Source organism: Acinetobacter sp. NPDC052428 (assembly GCF_044547685.1).
GTDB classification, from domain to species: Bacteria; Pseudomonadota; Gammaproteobacteria; order Pseudomonadales; family Moraxellaceae; genus Acinetobacter; species Acinetobacter lwoffii_G.
This window is the reverse complement of sequence record NZ_JBIUAT010000001.1, coordinates 300,541-316,882: the sequence shown is the minus strand read 5'-3', so window position 1 is coordinate 316,882 and position 16,342 is coordinate 300,541. Positions and strand designations below refer to the sequence as shown.

The window sequence follows — 16,342 nt, the reverse complement described above, 5'->3', positions numbered from 1 at the left end:
GATTTATAAATATTAAAAATCCATCCGAAACTTGATTTCGACCAAATGAAAACCAAACTGGCTTTTGACCGGGCCATGTAATACACGTTCAGCAGCAGTAAATACCAGTTTATCAATTACTGGAACCAGTTGGCCTTTTTTGACTTCACCTAGCTCACCGCCACGTTTGGCAGAATTACAGGTTGAGTACTGTTTTGCGATTTTATTAAAGTCGGCGCCACTTAAAATCTTCTTTTTAAGTTGTTCAGCAGTTTCTTTATCTTTAACCAGAATATGACGCACAATGGCTGTTTTCATGACTTTTTCCCTCGTAAAGTTGCCACTTTTTTGACAGGGAGCTGGATCTTTTTCAAAGGTTGGCACTCAGGACAAAAAACTGAAGCCCGTTGTCCCAATTTAATATTTTCAAGCGTGGTCTCGCAGTTCACGCACATTTCACCAGCGCGGCCATAAGCCAGCAAGGTTTGCTGGAAATAGCCATTTTCGCCCATGGCATTGGTGTAGTCTCTTAAGGTTGAACCACCCAGATCAATCGCCTGTTTCAAGATGCGCTTGATTTCCAGCACTAGCTTTTCAATCTGTATCAAGCTTAAAGTCGAGGCCGGTTGTGCCGGATGAATCCCCAGATTAAACAGACTTTCGGTCGCATAAATATTGCCTACGCCCACCACCACATGGTTATCCATAATTGCAACTTTGGTGCCAACATTTTTATTCTTCAATTTTTCAAATAAATACTCCGCGTTAAAGTTCTCGCTTAAGGGTTCTGGCCCCAGCGTGTCAATCAATTTGCTTTGTGATTGTGCATCCAGCCAAAGAATGCAGCCAAAACGGCGAGGGTCATGGTAACGCAGTTCGATATCTTCAAACTGAATGATCAGATGGTCATGTTTACGTAATTCTTCATTGCCATTGCATAGACGGAAACTCCCCGACATGCCCAAATGCCAGAGCATGGTGTCGTGTTCAAACTCTGCCAGAATGTATTTAGAACGGCGAGTGAGATTCAGTAATTTTTGCCCCACCAGTTTTTCTATATTCTCCGGAATAGGCCAGCGTAAGCTTGACTGACGCACTTCAACACGTTTTACGCGTTGTTCCAATAAAGGCAATAAACTGGTTTTGGTGGTTTCAACTTCTGGTAATTCAGGCATAACACATCAGTGGCGAGGGAGATGCAGTTAATATTGGGTGAATTGGCTGGGATTGCAAGCGTTAATCTGGGTGAAATCGTTGGAAAATGACTGGGTATTTCATGTTTATTTAAGCTGGAATTGTTTAAAGAATAAACTGGGTTTCTATTTTTTTATCGCCAATTTTCTTATGAATAAATCACATAAAAATATTAATATATTATAAGCTAATGAAAAATATATAAATAATTTAAGATTTTTTTAAATAAAAATTATATTTTTATGTTTAAGACATAACTAAAAGTTTAATGAGTAATAAAAAAAATGCTGGGAATTTGTATGAAAAGTTATGTAAATTCATGCACCTAATAGCAATTTAAAAACCTTGCTTGTTTTTCTCTCCGAATGTTTAGGTTTTACATGAAATATTTAGGTCTAGCTCTATTGCCTTTAATGGCTGCCATGACAACCGCTCAGGCGGAATCTGCATTTGATCCACAAGGTCAGTATTTACTGGGGGACTGGAATGGTCAACGTACAGAACTGGCCCAACAGGGAATTAAATTTGAAGCCAATCTGTTAACCGATACCGCCTATCTTGCTGATGGTGGTCGTAATGAGGGCGCAGATCCATTAACTTCTGCCCAATTATGGCTGGGTACTCAACTGGATATGGAAAAGCTGGCGGGATGGAATGGTGTCACTGTACGTGCCTTGATGAGTGCACGCCAGGGTCAAAGTACCTCTGTTCGTGACTTGCAGGATCCTAGTACGCCGCAACTGGCCAATGTACAAGGTACTTTTGGGCGTGGTAATCAGGATAGCCGTCTGAGCGAGCTGTCTATTGAAAAGAATTATAAAGACCAAGGACTCAGTATTAAGGCGGGTCGTCTTGGTCTGGGTATGGACTTTAATGTCATGGCTTGTGATTTTGCCAGTACGGCATTTTGTGCTGCACAGATGGGTAAATGGCAGGGCAATATCTGGATGAATACGCCTGTAGCACAATGGGGTGCGCGCGTGAAGCAGCAACTCAATCCTGAACTTGCGGTACAAGTCGGTGTGTATGAGTTTAATCCCGATAATGGTAATGGCGCTAAAGAAGGTCAGGGCTGGAGTCTGGATACCGACCATGCAGATGGTGTGACGATTCCGGCAGAAGTGATCTGGACACCGAAATCATTGGTGAATGGCTTGCCGGGCAGCTACCGGGTTGGCGGGATGTACAATACGGCCGATGATGTTGCCAACCAAAAAGATATTGCCAATCCTACTGATGCCAAAAACCGTACCTTTGCAGGCTGGTTAGCTGTAGAACAGCAGTTAACGTCTATAGGTCAGGGCCGTCAGGGTTTGCATTCATTTGCTAACTTTACCTGGCATGATCGCGATACTAACAAAGTGGATAATTCACAACAAATTGGTGTGAAATATATCGGTCTTTCGGACAGCCAGCCGAATGATATTTTAGGTCTGGCGGTCAATCGTGTGCATGTGAATGATCGCTTTGCTGATTCACGGCCAGCTTTCAATGCTGATGCAGAATACAATATTGAACTGAACTATAGCTATAACACAACAAAGTGGCTGATGCTGCGTCCAAACCTGCAATATGTCATTAATCCAGGTTCAAGCAACAATGTGGATGATGCACTGGTACTCGGTTTGACTACACGAATCATCTTCTAAAGTTTGATCGTTCACGTTATAACTAAACAGGCTCTTGGGAGCCTGTTTTTATTTCTAGAGTGAAACTGTGCAATAAAAAGAGGAAATACAGCGTGGCATTACTATTTCAACCTATTCAATTTGGATCACTGCAACTTCAAAATAAAATCGTAATTGCGCCGATGTGTCAGTACTCTGCAACAGAGCAAGGGGAAATTACCTATTGGCACGAGCAGCAATGGGCCAACTATGCCTTATCGGGTGCAGGTTTATGTATCGTCGAAGCGACTGCGGTACAGCCAGAAGGCCGGATCAGTTATGCCGATCTGGGTTTGTGGAATGACGAACAGGCGAAGCAGATCAAGACCTTACTGGAAAAAGTTAAATCCATTTCCCCGATGCCTTTTGCCATTCAGCTCGCACATGCCGGACGTAAAGCTTCAACAGATAAACCATGGGCAGGTAAAGGTCAGTTTAAGCCGAATGAAGCACATGGCTGGCAAACTGTTTCTGCCAGTGATATTCCTTTTCAGGCCGATGAACATCCACCTAAAGCCTTAAGCCAGTCGGAAATTGAGCAGGTCATTGCTGACTTTGCAAAAAGTGCCAAACGTGCAGTTGAGGCCGGTTTTGACCTGATTGAGCTGCATGCAGCGCATGGTTATTTACTGCATCAGTTCATGTCACCGCTTTCCAATAAACGTGATGATCAGTATGGCGGTTCACTGGAGAACCGGATTCGCCTGACTCTGGAAGTATTACAAGCCATGAAGGCGGCGGTTCCAGAAGGTTATCCGATTGGAGTGCGTATTTCGGCCAGCGACTGGATGGATCAGCCAGATAGCTGGACTATTGATTCTTCAATTGAATTGTCCAAAGCACTGGAAGCTGCGGGTGCTGCCTATATTCATATTTCCAGTGCCGGCTTACATGCCAAACAGAACATCGATGTGAAGCCGAATTATCAGGTGCCTTTTGCAGATGCGATCAAGAAAGTCGTGAGTATTCCCGTGATTGCTGTAGGTTTGATTACTGAAGCTAAGCAGGCAGAAGATATTTTACAAAAGGGTCAAGCTGATGCCATCGCCTTGGCTCGTGCCATTCTTTATGATCCACATTGGCCTTGGCATGCAGCGGCAGCACTTGAGGAAAAAATCAAGATTTCACCGCAATATCTGCGCTGTGCACCGCATGGTTTGAATCACCTGTTTGAGCCTTTTTAACACTGCTTTAGTCTCAGAAATTCTTATAATGGAATATCACTGGCAAGAGGATACTGCATTATGATTTTTGCGGTCATTGTGCCCATATTTTTATTATTGGCACTGGGTTATCTGACTGTAAAGAGTCAAGTGTTAAGCAAAGAGCAGGTGGGGACGGTCGGTGCTTTTGTCATTAAAGTGGCCTTGCCCTTGCTGTTCTTTCAGTCCCTTGCCTCCAAAGACCTGCATGAAATCTGGTATTTTGAATACTTTGCCGTGTATAGCAGTGTGACCTTGCTGCTCTATGGTAGCGGCTTCTGGATTATGCGCCGTCATTTTCAGAATACGCATTCGCAAAGTGCAGTGCTGTCGTTGGGCGCTGCAATGTCAAATACTGGATTGATTGGTACGGCTGTGCTCAGCTTATTGATCGGGCAACAGGCGATGACCTATACCTCTCTGGTGGTCATCATTGAAAGCGTGTTGCTGATTCCGCTGGTGCTGGTCATGGCTGCGCTGGGCACACAACATCAGGCAAATCTTGGCGCCATTTTGAAAAGTGTACTGCTGACCTTGCTGAAGAATCCCTTATTTATGGGGGTCATGCTCGGCATGGCCTGTGCGGTTTTCCAGATTAAAATTCCAGTCTATCTCGATCAGGTCTTCGCCTTGATTGGTCAGACGGCCTCACCATTGGCCTTGTTTGCCATTGGCGGCGGGATCGTAGGAATGAGTCTGAAATATGTCAATCTGCAAAGTTTCTATCTGGTATTTTCCAGCAATATCATGATGCCGTTATTGATGTATCTGGGACTGAGCCAGTTAACTGATTTAAGTCAGGAAATGGTCCATGCTGGTACGCTCATTGCAGCTTTGCCGATGCCGACGATTTTTGGCATGTTGGGACAGGCGTATGGTCTGAATGATCGAACTTTAACGCCATTGTTGATGAGTACCATTGCCGGTTTTATCGTGACCAGTGGCTTAATTGCCTTGTGGTGGGGATAATCTTTTAGAAGATGGATGCTCCACCACAAAAAAAGCCCCAAATTGCATGGGGCTTTTTTATGTTTGAGTTTTATCGGTTCACTTAACTTTTCTTCGCAGGTGCTTTTTTCTGCTCAGCCAGCATTTTATCTACTGCTGCCAAAGACTCTTTGGCCTGTGGAACATTTTGCTGCGCCAGTGCGGCAAAGATTTTCTTCGCTTCTGGCAGATTTTGCGGAACAATACTGCCATTGGCAAACATATTGCCCACTGCCATCAGCGCCGGAATATAACCTTTTTTGGCCAGTTCCTGAATGCTGCTTAGACCTTGCTGAATCGGTTTTTCATCTTTATTTTTGAAACCGCTGCTGATGTCATATAAGGCTTTGGCATGAATGGCCTGCATATTGCCTTTGCTGATCAACGGTTGTAGCTTTTGCAGTCCGGCTTTATTTGACGCTGCCGTATTTTCAGAAAACAGCAGTATGGCCAGATCAATGCTGGCATCATCAAACTTGGCTGCCGAAGCGCGTTCCAGATGCTGTTTGGCTTTGGTCAAATCCTGTTTGAGTCCGAGTGTGCCGGCCGCGTAATTTTTACCCAATACATAATTGGCCACCGGATAGCCTTTGCTGGCAGACTGCTCATAGAGCTGAATGGCTTTTTTCTCGTCCTTGGTTGTACCTTGGCCGGTTTGAGTCAAATAGCCTAAGTTATATAAAGCTTGGGCATTTCCCTGACTGGCCAATTGATTTAAAGCGTCATAGGCACCTTTAAAATTATTGGCTTTGACCATGGCCTCAACTTTTTGGAATTGGGGATCGACTTGATCTTTTACGGTATTTGCCAGAGCGAATTGCCCAGAAAGGGCAAGAACTGTAGCGAGTACTAATTTTTTCATGGTTCCTATAACCTTATTATTGCTGGCACCTTATTCCTTGGTGCGGTTTTAATCATTTTCACTTACATCATAAAAGGATTTTGTGCTTTGTAAATATACAATTTGTCACTAAATACAAATCATCGAAGCACAATACACCGATTAAATCGATGCATGATTCGGACAGATTTCTGATCAATCCTGCAGATATCAAAAGGATTACTTTGCTTCAGCCGACTTCTCTGTTTAAATCTCGGTTTGAATCAGACTCCCAGGATTTCACCATGTTTGTCAAAACCATTAAACGTCACTATGACAGAATCAATGCTGATGAATCGATTGCCGATGAAGACAAGATTGATGCGCTGCTGATGAAACTTGGTGCAGAGTTTTTGATGAGTCAGGAAGACCGGGTATATGTCTTTCAAAAAGGTGAACTCACGGCAAAGTTTGATGCCAAACATGCGCGAGCCTATCATTTCAAAGATTATGTGGTAAAAGACATGAATAAGCTGTTTCATGGTTTTTAAAACAAAAAAGCCAAGAATTTCATCTTGGCTTTTTTTATGTGCTAAGCACTCATTATTGCGGACGCGCCACATCACCACTTAAGGCTTCAGGAAGTTCCAGAACTTCTAGACCTAGCTCGGTCAATGCTTCAGGTTTTGCCACGACTAGCGCTTTATAACCATCCTCAATCGCGATGCTATTGACAATTTCAACATCATTACTCAATTTGGTCGCAACATCAGGCGCGGCACCTGTGCCTTGAACCAGATGTAACCAGTGTTTTGGCTTGGCTTTAAACCATAAACGCGCAATCACTTCCTGACCCAGGTAGCAACCCTTGTCGTAGTGAATGCCTTCGCGTTGATGCAAACGTAATTCTTGTGGTTGAAACAGGGTGGCAGTCGCAGCCTGAATCCAGGCCTGACCTGATTCAATGGCTTGCTGTTCCCACATCGTCACATCGGTTTCAGTCGTCACAAAGTCAGTATGAATCCCATTAATGACTGGATAAACTGGACCGACCAATTCCAGTTTCATTTTTGAGAAGGCACCAAATTTTTTAATATGATTGGCCAGTTCCGTGGACTGATCTTCAGTGCTCACGATTTCAAAGCTTTCCGGACTGATTTTTTTAAGCCATAAGCCAAATTGAATGCGGCCTTTCAGACTGCAGATTGCAGTATAGCGTGTCTGGTTTTCCGCCAAAGTTTCAGTATTCAAAGTCACCTGACCTTGAAGGAATTTTTGTGCATCTACACCATTCAGACTAAACAATGTAAAAGCAGGAGACGCTGCCATAATAAGCCCCGGTTTGAATACTATAAATCAATGCAGTTATTGTGCAGCAAGCATCAAATAGAGGCAAACAAAAAAGCCAACAATCGAAATCATTGGCTTTTAGCGAGCAGGTCTTTAGTGGTGATGGCTAGCCGGTAATGGCGAATCACAAGGGAATTTGCCTCCACAGACCCGTACGGTTTCCATCATGCCCTGATCTTCATGGTCGAGGATATGGCAGTGCTGTACGAAGTCACCTTCAAATTTCTTGTAATGGCTGCGCACAATATAGGTATAGTTTTGTTTTACAAAAAGCGTGTCCTTAAATTGTCCTTTCATGCCACGGTATTGCACATCATCCAGAACTGGATTCACCGGATCTTCTGGGGCTACTGACTCACTGACATCTTTACCTTGAGGATTCAAAATTTTAACAATCTGGAACGGGTTAACATGAATATGGAACGGATGACCACCAAAACCAGCGCTGGTCAGTTCCCATTCATCAGTCTGTCCAACTTGTAACTGACGGACATATTCGCCATCTACTGAACCATCTCCATCAAAGAAATCTCCAAAACTCAGTGTATCTCCATCTTTTTTATGCCGGAAGCCAAATTTGAATATGCCAGTTCTAGGGTCGGGGCCGAGCGAAAAAGCACTATATTGTTTTGGTCGGGCAGCAACTACTTTATCAATTTCCGGTGTCATCAGTGATGGATGATCACTAAACGCAGAAAGATTAAGCTGAGATAACTGGGTCTGAATGTCTTTGCTTAAACCAATTTTTTGTGCCCGATCTTTCAGGAACTGGGCAGCAGTCTGAGGCTTGGTCTTGGCTGCTTTTACATTGACCCATCCCAGCAGTTGGGCATTGAACCGATGATTTGGAGCAATTTGAGGACCTATATTCGGTAATGGCGCGTTAATTTCATCATCGATATTCAATTTGGTGTCAAAAATGCAGTATCTATTGGTGGTCGGAAAAGCAACCATTGCATCATGACGATAGCCTGGATGGAACACGGACAGGGTTCTGGTCTGTACATGATTCATGGTTAAGCCATCTTGCGCGATGGTATGCACATTCAGGCTATTCAGCTTGTCAAATTCAGCTTTCTTGTCTGCCTCCTGATAGGCTGAACAGGCTTTAATAGTTTGTTCTGCGCTAAACTTACTGGAGTTAGGAATTTCCTTAATGATTAAACCAATGGTATCGCGTACACCGCCATGAATCATGCGCCAGCGGTTAAATTGATTCTGTTCTGCTTTGATTTCACCTAAAATTTTACCATTGATAGAGGTGTAGTAGTTATTGTCGCCCCAAGAGGAAAATGCAGCGAGGTCATTATAATTTTCCAGCATGCCTATGCCTAAGCCTTCACAGTTATTGGGAACAGCGAATGTGACATTAGGATCGGGATTGCTACAGCGATATTGGATTTGCTGGAACAACAGGATGTTTTCGTTGGGGTAACTGTTTTTTTCTTTCCATAAAATATCCATATCTCCAGTTGAGGTGACTTTGCCATTTTTGACTTTTGGTGTTCTTGAACCTTCAACAATCAATGGGCCGGCCATGCCATTTGACACCTGAAGAGCAGTTGAGCCATGCAGATGGGCGTGGTACCAGTAAGTCCCTGCGGGATGATTCGGTTCCATTTTGAACTGATAATCAAATTTTTCCTGAGGTTTGAATTTCAAAAAGACATTATCGCTATTGCCTTGAGGACTGACCCAGAAGCCATGGGTATGTAGGTTGGTGGTATTAAAGCAATGTGGTTCATTTACATTCTCAACATGCGTTGGACAAGTTGTTTCTGACTCGGGTGGAAGCTGGTTATTCAGGTTAAGTGCCATGGTTTCACCCTGTTTGACCCGAATCTGTGGCCCGACCAATTGATCCTCAACATATTCACCAGTTTTTTTCTTATCAAATAAACCGGGTTTGGTTAAATAGCCTCTCAGCAGCACCTGATCCCATGAGCCGTTTCTGGGGTTATAGAGCTTGCTGGTTTTATAAGCCACGATCAGCTCATATTTGCCCTTGGCACTTTTTGGTAACAGGGGTGGGTTGCTAATCAAGCTGTCTGATGTTGTCGGAACGGGATGTGAGGGTTTGGGTGGAGGTATGGGGTGTGAGGGATGAGAAGGTTGGGACGGGTTAGATGGATTGGACGGTGGTGATGGATTTTTTGTTCCATCCCAACCGCGAGCTAAGAACGTCAAAATGGCGGCTATAGCTCCGAATATTGCGATTTTCAACATTTCAGTTCTGCCTGTTATGGTTATTGTTTTAATGTGAGGATTGCGAAGAATGTGACATGCGTCACACTGAGCTTCTGATAGTTTTAAAAAATCTGCTATCCCAAATTAGGGGATTGAAATTTTGCTAAATGCGGCGGCAGGACAGGCCTAGGAAAACCAGAGAGACTATATTTTTTTATCTTTGGGGAAAATGCAAATAAAATTAATTATTTATTAATGATATTAGTGGTTTATATTAATAATAAAATAAAAATTTAGAGAAATATTTTGCAACATAAGACTAAAGAATAAGGCGAATTATTCAGATTTTTTTAGCAAAAGACCGCTTTAAAGCAAAAATTCTAAAGGCCAGATAACAAATTTATTAAAATAGACCGATTTCTATAATTAAACTATTGAAAATTATAAGATTTGGGAAATGGACTTTCGGCAGCGTACAATGCCTTGATTAAAAACAAGTCATCAATAAATTTTGATGTGCAAAAAAGAGTAATAAACGAGGGCAGGCAAGCTATGAACAACAACTACCGTAAACCGCTGCAATCCACCCAGCTGGAATATTATGACGTGCGTCAGGCCGTAGAAGATATTCAGCCAGGCGCATATGCCAAACTTCCTTATACCTCCAAAGTGCTTGCTGAGCAGCTGGTTCGTCGTTGTGATCCTGCCATTTTAGAACAGTCTTTGCGACAGCTGATTGAGCGTAAACAGGAACATGATTTTCCATGGTATCCGGCACGTGTGGTCTGTCACGACATCTTGGGACAAACGGCTTTGGTCGATCTTGCCGGCTTACGTGATGCAATTGCAGAACAGGGCGGTGACCCGGCTAAAGTCAATCCAGTGGTACCGACCCAGCTGATTGTCGATCATTCATTGGCAGTGGAATTTGGTGGTTTTGATCCGGATGCTTTTGAGAAAAACCGTGCCATTGAAGACCGTCGTAATGAAGACCGTTTTCATTTTATTGAATGGACCAAAACCGCGTTTGAAAATGTCGATGTGATTCCTGCCGGTAATGGCATCATGCACCAGATCAACCTGGAGAAAATGTCTCCGGTAATTCAAAACCGTGATGGCCTGGCATTCCCAGATACCTGTGTCGGTACAGATTCACATACCCCACATACTGATGCGCTTGGCGTGATCTCGATTGGTGTTGGTGGACTCGAAGCCGAAAACGTGATGCTGGGGCGTGCGTCTTGGATGCGTCTGCCAGATATTATTGGGGTGGAGTTTGTTGGTCAGCGTCAGCCGGGCATTACCGCAACCGATATTGTGCTCGCACTGACAGAATTCCTGCGTAAAGAACGTGTGGTCGGGGCATACTTAGAATTCTTCGGTGAAGGTGCAGACAGCATGTCAGTGGGTGATCGTGCCACGATTTCCAACATGACCCCTGAATATGGCGCAACGGCTGCGATGTTCTATATCGATCAGAACACGATTGATTATCTGACCTTGACCGGCCGTGAGCCTGAGCAAGTCAAACTGGTTGAAACTTATGCCAAAGAGATTGGTCTGTGGGCATCGGATATGACTCAGGCAGAATATCCACGTGTATTGCGTTTTGATCTTTCAACAGTAACCCGTAACATTGCTGGCCCATCCAATCCACATGCTCGTGTATCGACATCTGACTTAAAAGAAAAAGGCATTGCAGGCAATCTAGATGCTGCACGTGCGCAAGAAGCTGAAGGCTTAATGCCAGATGGCGCGGTGATTATCGCGGCGATTACGTCTTGTACCAATACCTCAAACCCGCGAAATACCGTGGCGGCAGGTTTGCTGGCGCGTAAGGCCAATGAACTCGGTTTAGTCCGTAAGCCTTGGGTGAAATCTTCTTTTGCACCGGGTTCTAAAGCGGCTGCTTTGTATTTGGAAGAAGCAGGCGTACTTAAAGATTTAGAAAAACTGGGCTTTGGTATCGTGGCCTATGCATGCACGACCTGTAACGGCATGTCGGGCGCATTAGATCCAAAGATTCAGCAGGAAATTATCGACCGTGATCTGTATGCAACAGCGGTGCTTTCGGGCAACCGTAACTTCGATGGGCGTATTCATCCATATGCGAAGCAGGCATTCTTGGCTTCACCGCCTTTAGTGGTGGCGTATGCAATTGCCGGTACGATTCGTTTTGACATCGAAAAAGATGCTTTAGGTACAGACAAAGACGGCAATCCGATTTATCTAAAAGATATCTGGCCATCGGATGAAGAAATTGATGCGCTGGTGAAAGTTGCTGTAAAACCAGAACAATTCAAAAAAATCTATATTCCGATGTTCGACTTGGGTGTGAATGAAAAAGCAACAAGTCCGTTGTATGACTGGCGTCCGCAAAGTACGTATATTCGCCGTCCGCCGTATTGGGAAGGGGCTTTGGCTGCACCGCGTACCTTGTCAAATATGCGTCCGCTGGCGATCTTGGGCGATAACATCACCACTGATCATTTATCACCATCGAATGCCATTGTGCTCGACAGTGCTTCAGGTGAATACCTGAAAAAAATGGGTGTGCCTGAGGAAGACTTTAACTCTTATGCAACGCATCGCGGTGATCACCTCACGACGCAACGTGCGACTTTTGCCAACCCGAAACTGTTTAATGAAATGGTGGTGCGTTCTGACGGCACGATCAAACAGGGTTCGAAAGCGCGTGTGGAGCCGGAAGGCGAAGTGATGCGGATGTGGGAAGCGATTGAAATCTACATGAACCGTAAACAGCCGTTGATCATTATTGCCGGTAAGGATTACGGTCAGGGTTCGAGTCGTGACTGGGCGGCGAAAGGTGTTCGTCTGGCAGGTGTTGAAGCGATTGTGGCAGAAGGTTTTGAGCGTATTCACCGTACCAATCTGGTCGGTATGGGGGTGTTGCCGCTTGAGTTTAAACCGGGTACAGATCGTAAGACTTTAGGTCTTGATGGTACTGAGCTGTATAGCGTGATTGGTAATATCGCGCCACGTTCGACTTTAACTTTAGTGATTGAGCGTTCAACCGATGATGGTAAGAACCAGATTATTGAAGTGCCTGTGACTTGCCGTTTAGATACTGAAGAAGAAGTGCATGTGTATGAAGCGGGTGGTGTATTGCAACGCTTTGCACAGGACTTTTTGGAAGGGAATGTGGCTTAATCTTTTTGTAAATCCCCCCTAGCCCCTCTTTGAAAAAGAGGGGAACTCCCTCCTTTTTTAAAGGTGAGAAGTATTGCTTCGCAAGGGTAGATTAAAGTTGTTGATATTATTTAAAAAAGACCCTACTTTAAAGTGGGGTTTTTAAATTAGTTTGAGTAAAACAATGAATGATGTGATTACAAAAAAAGATAGAGAATTTATTCTTAAAGTGAGTGAAGAGTTTTTTGAAAAGGAGGACATTGTTAGAAAATTAAATGATTTCTATGAGTTTCAAGTCAAAGGTTGGGAAATTTGGCTTCAGGTAGAATATTATTTGTTTTTAACAAATCATGCAAAAGTAAAAAAAGTGGATAGAGAAATTCGTTACCCATTAGATGGTAGAAAAAGTAAAATAAAAAGATCAGCAGTATTAGATTTTATGATTCATCAAAAACAAAAAACCTCCTCTATACCATTAGAAATTAAACAAGATATTAGCCCTACTTCTTGTCTCAGATATATGGTAAATGATGTGAAAAAATTTAAAAATATTAAGTATTCAGGAATAGATACCTCACGTTCTTTATGGTGTTTGGGAATACATTTGGGGCCAATTAATGAAGCAAAAATCGAAAATTGTGCATATGAAGTAACTACTCAGCCTATAAAGAATACTGAATACTTTTTTACTTTAATTTAAAAAAATATTAGCCTTTAATATTTTTAATTTAGCATTGCGTATAGAATTCTTTAAAAGGTTGTACTACCTAAATTAAAAAATTAAGTTAAAGTTTTTGATATTTTTTAAAAGACTCTACTGTGAAGTGGGGTTTTTATTTAAAGCATTAATGTCTTTGTCAAGAAAATACAAACAAGTACTTTTCCTTTTATACTTAAGAAATTCAGCTTCCTCAATGATTAAAGACGTCTATAAGTTTAAGGGAATATAAAATTTCATATGGCTATGGTGATAATTTTGTATTAACGCACTTCACTAGACTTGGCCTTATGCATCAGTTATCTCAATGTTATTAAACTACTTAACTTGAAAAATTTTTAATAAATCATTATTTAATAAACAAGTTACTAAATAATAATTAGAAATACTACTTCGCCCAAACGACACTATCATTTACAAAAATGGACAATAGACATTCATCACCAGAGGGTTATACTAGCTAGACCATTTCTAAAACCATGGAGAACAAAGATGGTTACTGCTGGCGAAAAACCCGGAACAGGCTTCTATTTTTGTGTTCAATGCGGACACCGCACCTACTTAGAAATTGGTACTGATCGTTTACCACCGTGTACCAAATGCCAAGGCAATCAATTTAACAATAAGAATGCCTAAGCAAGACAACTCAAACAGTTATCCTCTGTTTTGAACGAAAGCCCTATTACTCAATAGGGCTTTTTGCTATCTAAACTTCGCTATTTATGATTTAAATTTGTTTGAAAATTGATCAATAAAACCCCATATAAAACTCTAGATTCACAGTGTTTAGGGCAGCTCAATTGCAACATTATCTTGATCTTAATCATGACTCAGGTGTTGCCAATTATGAGATTGGTAACGAGTTTATTCGGGTTCAATTTAAGAAAACCTCGAAAGTCTATACCTACAGCTATAGCAGTGCCGGTTATCAGCATGTCGAAAACATGAAACAGCTCGCTCAATATGGGGATGGGCTAAATGCCTATATCAATCATCATACCCGACAGCTTTTTGTACGTTAAAACTGGTCTGCTTCTTGCTTCAGTGAAAGTCCTAGAAGGCAAATATTTTCTAAAGGATAAATATCTGCCTAGAAATAGTGCAAGTGCATATATTAAAAAGAGGGCTATCACCTATGGATATTCAACAGCACGCGCCAGAATCAGGAAAATTAGATAAAAAAGCCCATTTCTATTCTGCATGGCCGCTGATCCTGATTCTTTTTGGGGGCGCGATTGGCTCGTTTTACGCTGTGATCGCTTATCTGCTTAATCTGAAAATTTATAGTTCTGAACTGACCAGGCTCAACAAGGTCTTGGCCAATCTTCTGTGCGGGATGTCAGCGATCAGTGCCTGGTGGTTTAGTGCGCAATGGATTCAGGGAACATTCTTTCAATAAAATAGTAATTATTTCCTGAATATAAATTGCAATAAAGTCTCATTTTGGCGAATAAAAAAGCGTAAAAAATAAGAAATGGAATTTATTTCTCTATATTGGGGTTAATAGTGAAATAAATTTTCAGATTTAATCGAAATTAAAAAAACATAGGAAATTAATCCCGTCCATCTTTGCCTAATATAGCTTTCAAGGGTGTGATGGGATCGGAAAGAGTAGCATGCTGTGAGCGGCGCAAAACGCGAGTGCAGTACGAACCCAAAAGGTCTCGATCCGGCTTAGGACGCTATAGACCAAAAGTTTATAGGCTATAAGATCAGGTCTTACAAAGAATGATAGTTGAAGTAAACCATTGCGAGTTTTCCCAACACCCTAAAAAATTCTCTAGTAATATACGCAGAATAAAAAATTAAAATAAATATAAATCATAAATTTAAGAAAAATATCTAGCTGCGCAAGATACAAATAAGCCCTTCATTTCTCAACATGATCTGTTATTTTAAAACATCAGCTGCCCCTTAGGGGAATCCTCATGAATCTCGATATCTGGTGTCGCTTTTTACTGTTTTGCACACTGATCAATTATGTCATTCTCATGATCTGGTTCGTGGTCTTTGTCTTTGCCCGAAACTGGATGAAACAGGTGCATGGAAAATGGTTTCAGCTGTCAGATACCAGTTTCGATGTGATTCATTATTCAGGGATGGCGCTCTATAAAATTGGGATTCTGCTGTTTAACCTGACGCCGTTAATTGCAATCTATCTGATAAATCAAGGTTAAGTACGATGTTGTGATTGAATCTTCGAGTGATAAAAATAAGATTGAATTAGTATCATTTTATCGCTACTTGATAGCGTGGCAGGATCAATAAGAACGAAAAAAGATTTCAAAGGAGTTGAAGGATGAATCAATTCAAACCGGCCCTGATTTTAGGCGCCTTGATCGGCTTGGGAATGATTATTACAGGATGGATTCTGGGCAATAGCGCGCTGAAAATTAAACAGTATGAACGTATAGTTTCGGTCAAAGGCTTGTCGGAACGCGAAGTCAAAGCCGATGTGGCGGTATGGCCAATCCGCTTTAATGCCGGCAGTCAGGATTTGGCCGAATTGTACGATACCATGCAAACCAATACCCAGGAAATTCAGACCTTCTTAAAAAATGAAGGATTTAGCACGGAAGAAATTACCAGTGCTTCACCGAGTATCACCGATAAATACGCCCAGCAATATGGCGGGGATGCCAATGTCGCGCTACGTTACACCGCCAGCCAGACCATTACAGTCTATACCCATAAAATAGATGCAGTGCGTGCGGCACAAAGTCGTCTGGTGGCTTTGGGTCGAAAAGGCATTGCCTTTGCCGGAGATGATTCTGGACAAAGAACGGAATATTTATTTACCAAGCTGAATGACATCAAGCCGGCGATGATTGAACAGGCCACCGAAAATGCGCGCAGTGTAGCCGAAAAATTTGCGGCAGATTCAAAAAGCAGTCTGGGCAAAATCAAGTCCGCCAATCAGGGGCTGTTTAGTATTGAAGATCGCGACAGCAATACCCCGTATTTGAAGAAAGTGCGTGTAGTCTCGACGGTCGATTATTATCTGGCAGATTAAGCTGAGCTGGTCAAGCACGGTAATTGACAGCCTAGAAGCCGCTTGTTATTTTGCGCGCATTGTTCCAGATGCTGT

General features: G+C 42.5%; 16 protein-coding genes. 11 read left to right on the top strand and 5 right to left on the bottom strand.

Annotated features, from left to right (window positions below; genetic code table 11):
• Positions 1-12: 12 nt before the first annotated feature.
• Both ACIG3F_RS01545 and mutM read right to left on the bottom strand, forming a co-directional pair.
• On the bottom strand, positions 13-297 hold the full coding sequence (locus ACIG3F_RS01545) for a peptidylprolyl isomerase (RefSeq protein ID WP_004281718.1): 285 nt from the start codon (positions 295-297) through the stop codon (positions 13-15).
• Positions 294-1,154, bottom strand: coding sequence for a bifunctional DNA-formamidopyrimidine glycosylase/DNA-(apurinic or apyrimidinic site) lyase (gene mutM / locus ACIG3F_RS01540; RefSeq protein ID WP_278357608.1), 861 nt, complete (start codon positions 1,152-1,154; stop codon positions 294-296). Before mutM ends, ACIG3F_RS01545 begins: the two co-directional genes overlap by 4 nt.
• Positions 1,155-1,553: 399 nt before the next feature.
• On the opposite strand from mutM, the gene ACIG3F_RS01535 reads away from it, so the two are divergent.
• From ACIG3F_RS01535 to ACIG3F_RS01525, 3 genes are all read left to right on the top strand, one after another.
• Positions 1,554-2,822, top strand: a complete 1,269-nt coding sequence (locus ACIG3F_RS01535; RefSeq protein WP_004732135.1) for a carbohydrate porin — start codon at positions 1,554-1,556, stop codon at positions 2,820-2,822.
• 92 nt (positions 2,823-2,914) lie between these two features.
• Positions 2,915-4,024 (top strand): NADH:flavin oxidoreductase/NADH oxidase, encoded by a 1,110-nt coding sequence (locus ACIG3F_RS01530; RefSeq protein WP_004732133.1) that lies wholly within the window; start codon positions 2,915-2,917, stop codon positions 4,022-4,024.
• Positions 4,025-4,084: 60 nt separating this feature from the next.
• On the top strand, positions 4,085-5,011 hold the full coding sequence (locus tag ACIG3F_RS01525) for an AEC family transporter (RefSeq protein ID WP_004732131.1): 927 nt from the start codon (positions 4,085-4,087) through the stop codon (positions 5,009-5,011).
• Between the two features lie 82 nt (positions 5,012-5,093).
• Here the strand turns inward: ACIG3F_RS01525 and ACIG3F_RS01520 are convergent, their stop codons facing one another.
• Complete coding sequence (locus ACIG3F_RS01520) at positions 5,094-5,891, bottom strand: tetratricopeptide repeat protein (RefSeq protein ID WP_004732129.1); 798 nt, start codon at positions 5,889-5,891, stop codon at positions 5,094-5,096.
• A gap of 263 nt (positions 5,892-6,154) precedes the next feature.
• Here ACIG3F_RS01520 and ACIG3F_RS01515 point away from each other — a divergent pair, with 263 nt between their 5' ends.
• Positions 6,155-6,400: a hypothetical protein gene (locus ACIG3F_RS01515; protein WP_004645929.1), complete on the top strand. Its 246-nt coding sequence runs from the start codon at positions 6,155-6,157 to the stop codon at positions 6,398-6,400.
• 52 nt (positions 6,401-6,452) lie between these two features.
• Here the strand turns inward: ACIG3F_RS01515 and ACIG3F_RS01510 are convergent, their stop codons facing one another.
• Positions 6,453-7,178 (bottom strand): folate-binding protein YgfZ, encoded by a 726-nt coding sequence (locus ACIG3F_RS01510; protein WP_004732127.1) that lies wholly within the window; start codon positions 7,176-7,178, stop codon positions 6,453-6,455.
• Positions 7,179-7,292: 114 nt separating this feature from the next.
• A complete protein-coding gene (locus tag ACIG3F_RS01505) occupies positions 7,293-9,425 on the bottom strand; it encodes a multicopper oxidase family protein (RefSeq protein WP_004732125.1) in 2,133 nt (710 codons plus the stop codon).
• A gap of 513 nt (positions 9,426-9,938) precedes the next feature.
• Here ACIG3F_RS01505 and acnD point away from each other — a divergent pair.
• The 7 genes from acnD (at position 9,939) to ACIG3F_RS01470 (ending at position 16,267) form a co-directional block, all read left to right on the top strand.
• Positions 9,939-12,557 carry a Fe/S-dependent 2-methylisocitrate dehydratase AcnD gene (gene acnD / locus ACIG3F_RS01500; protein ID WP_004732123.1) on the top strand — a complete coding sequence of 873 codons (2,619 nt, stop codon included), beginning with the start codon at positions 9,939-9,941 and terminating at the stop codon, positions 12,555-12,557.
• A 163-nt stretch (positions 12,558-12,720) separates the two neighbouring features.
• Positions 12,721-13,236, top strand: a complete 516-nt coding sequence (locus ACIG3F_RS01495) for a hypothetical protein (RefSeq protein ID WP_004732120.1) — start codon at positions 12,721-12,723, stop codon at positions 13,234-13,236.
• 510 nt (positions 13,237-13,746) lie between these two features.
• Positions 13,747-13,890, top strand: coding sequence for a zinc ribbon-containing protein (locus tag ACIG3F_RS01490; RefSeq protein WP_004645925.1), 144 nt, complete (start codon positions 13,747-13,749; stop codon positions 13,888-13,890).
• 164 nt (positions 13,891-14,054) lie between these two features.
• Positions 14,055-14,276, top strand: a complete 222-nt coding sequence (locus ACIG3F_RS01485) for a hypothetical protein (RefSeq protein ID WP_004732115.1) — start codon at positions 14,055-14,057, stop codon at positions 14,274-14,276.
• Positions 14,277-14,389: 113 nt separating this feature from the next.
• Positions 14,390-14,653 carry a hypothetical protein gene (locus ACIG3F_RS01480; protein WP_004281730.1) on the top strand — a complete coding sequence of 88 codons (264 nt, stop codon included), beginning with the start codon at positions 14,390-14,392 and terminating at the stop codon, positions 14,651-14,653.
• 529 nt (positions 14,654-15,182) lie between these two features.
• Positions 15,183-15,431: a DUF6868 family protein gene (locus ACIG3F_RS01475; protein WP_004281731.1), complete on the top strand. Its 249-nt coding sequence runs from the start codon at positions 15,183-15,185 to the stop codon at positions 15,429-15,431.
• A 122-nt stretch (positions 15,432-15,553) separates the two neighbouring features.
• A complete protein-coding gene (locus tag ACIG3F_RS01470) occupies positions 15,554-16,267 on the top strand; it encodes an SIMPL domain-containing protein (RefSeq protein WP_004281732.1) in 714 nt (237 codons plus the stop codon).
• Positions 16,268-16,342: the final 75 nt, after the last annotated feature.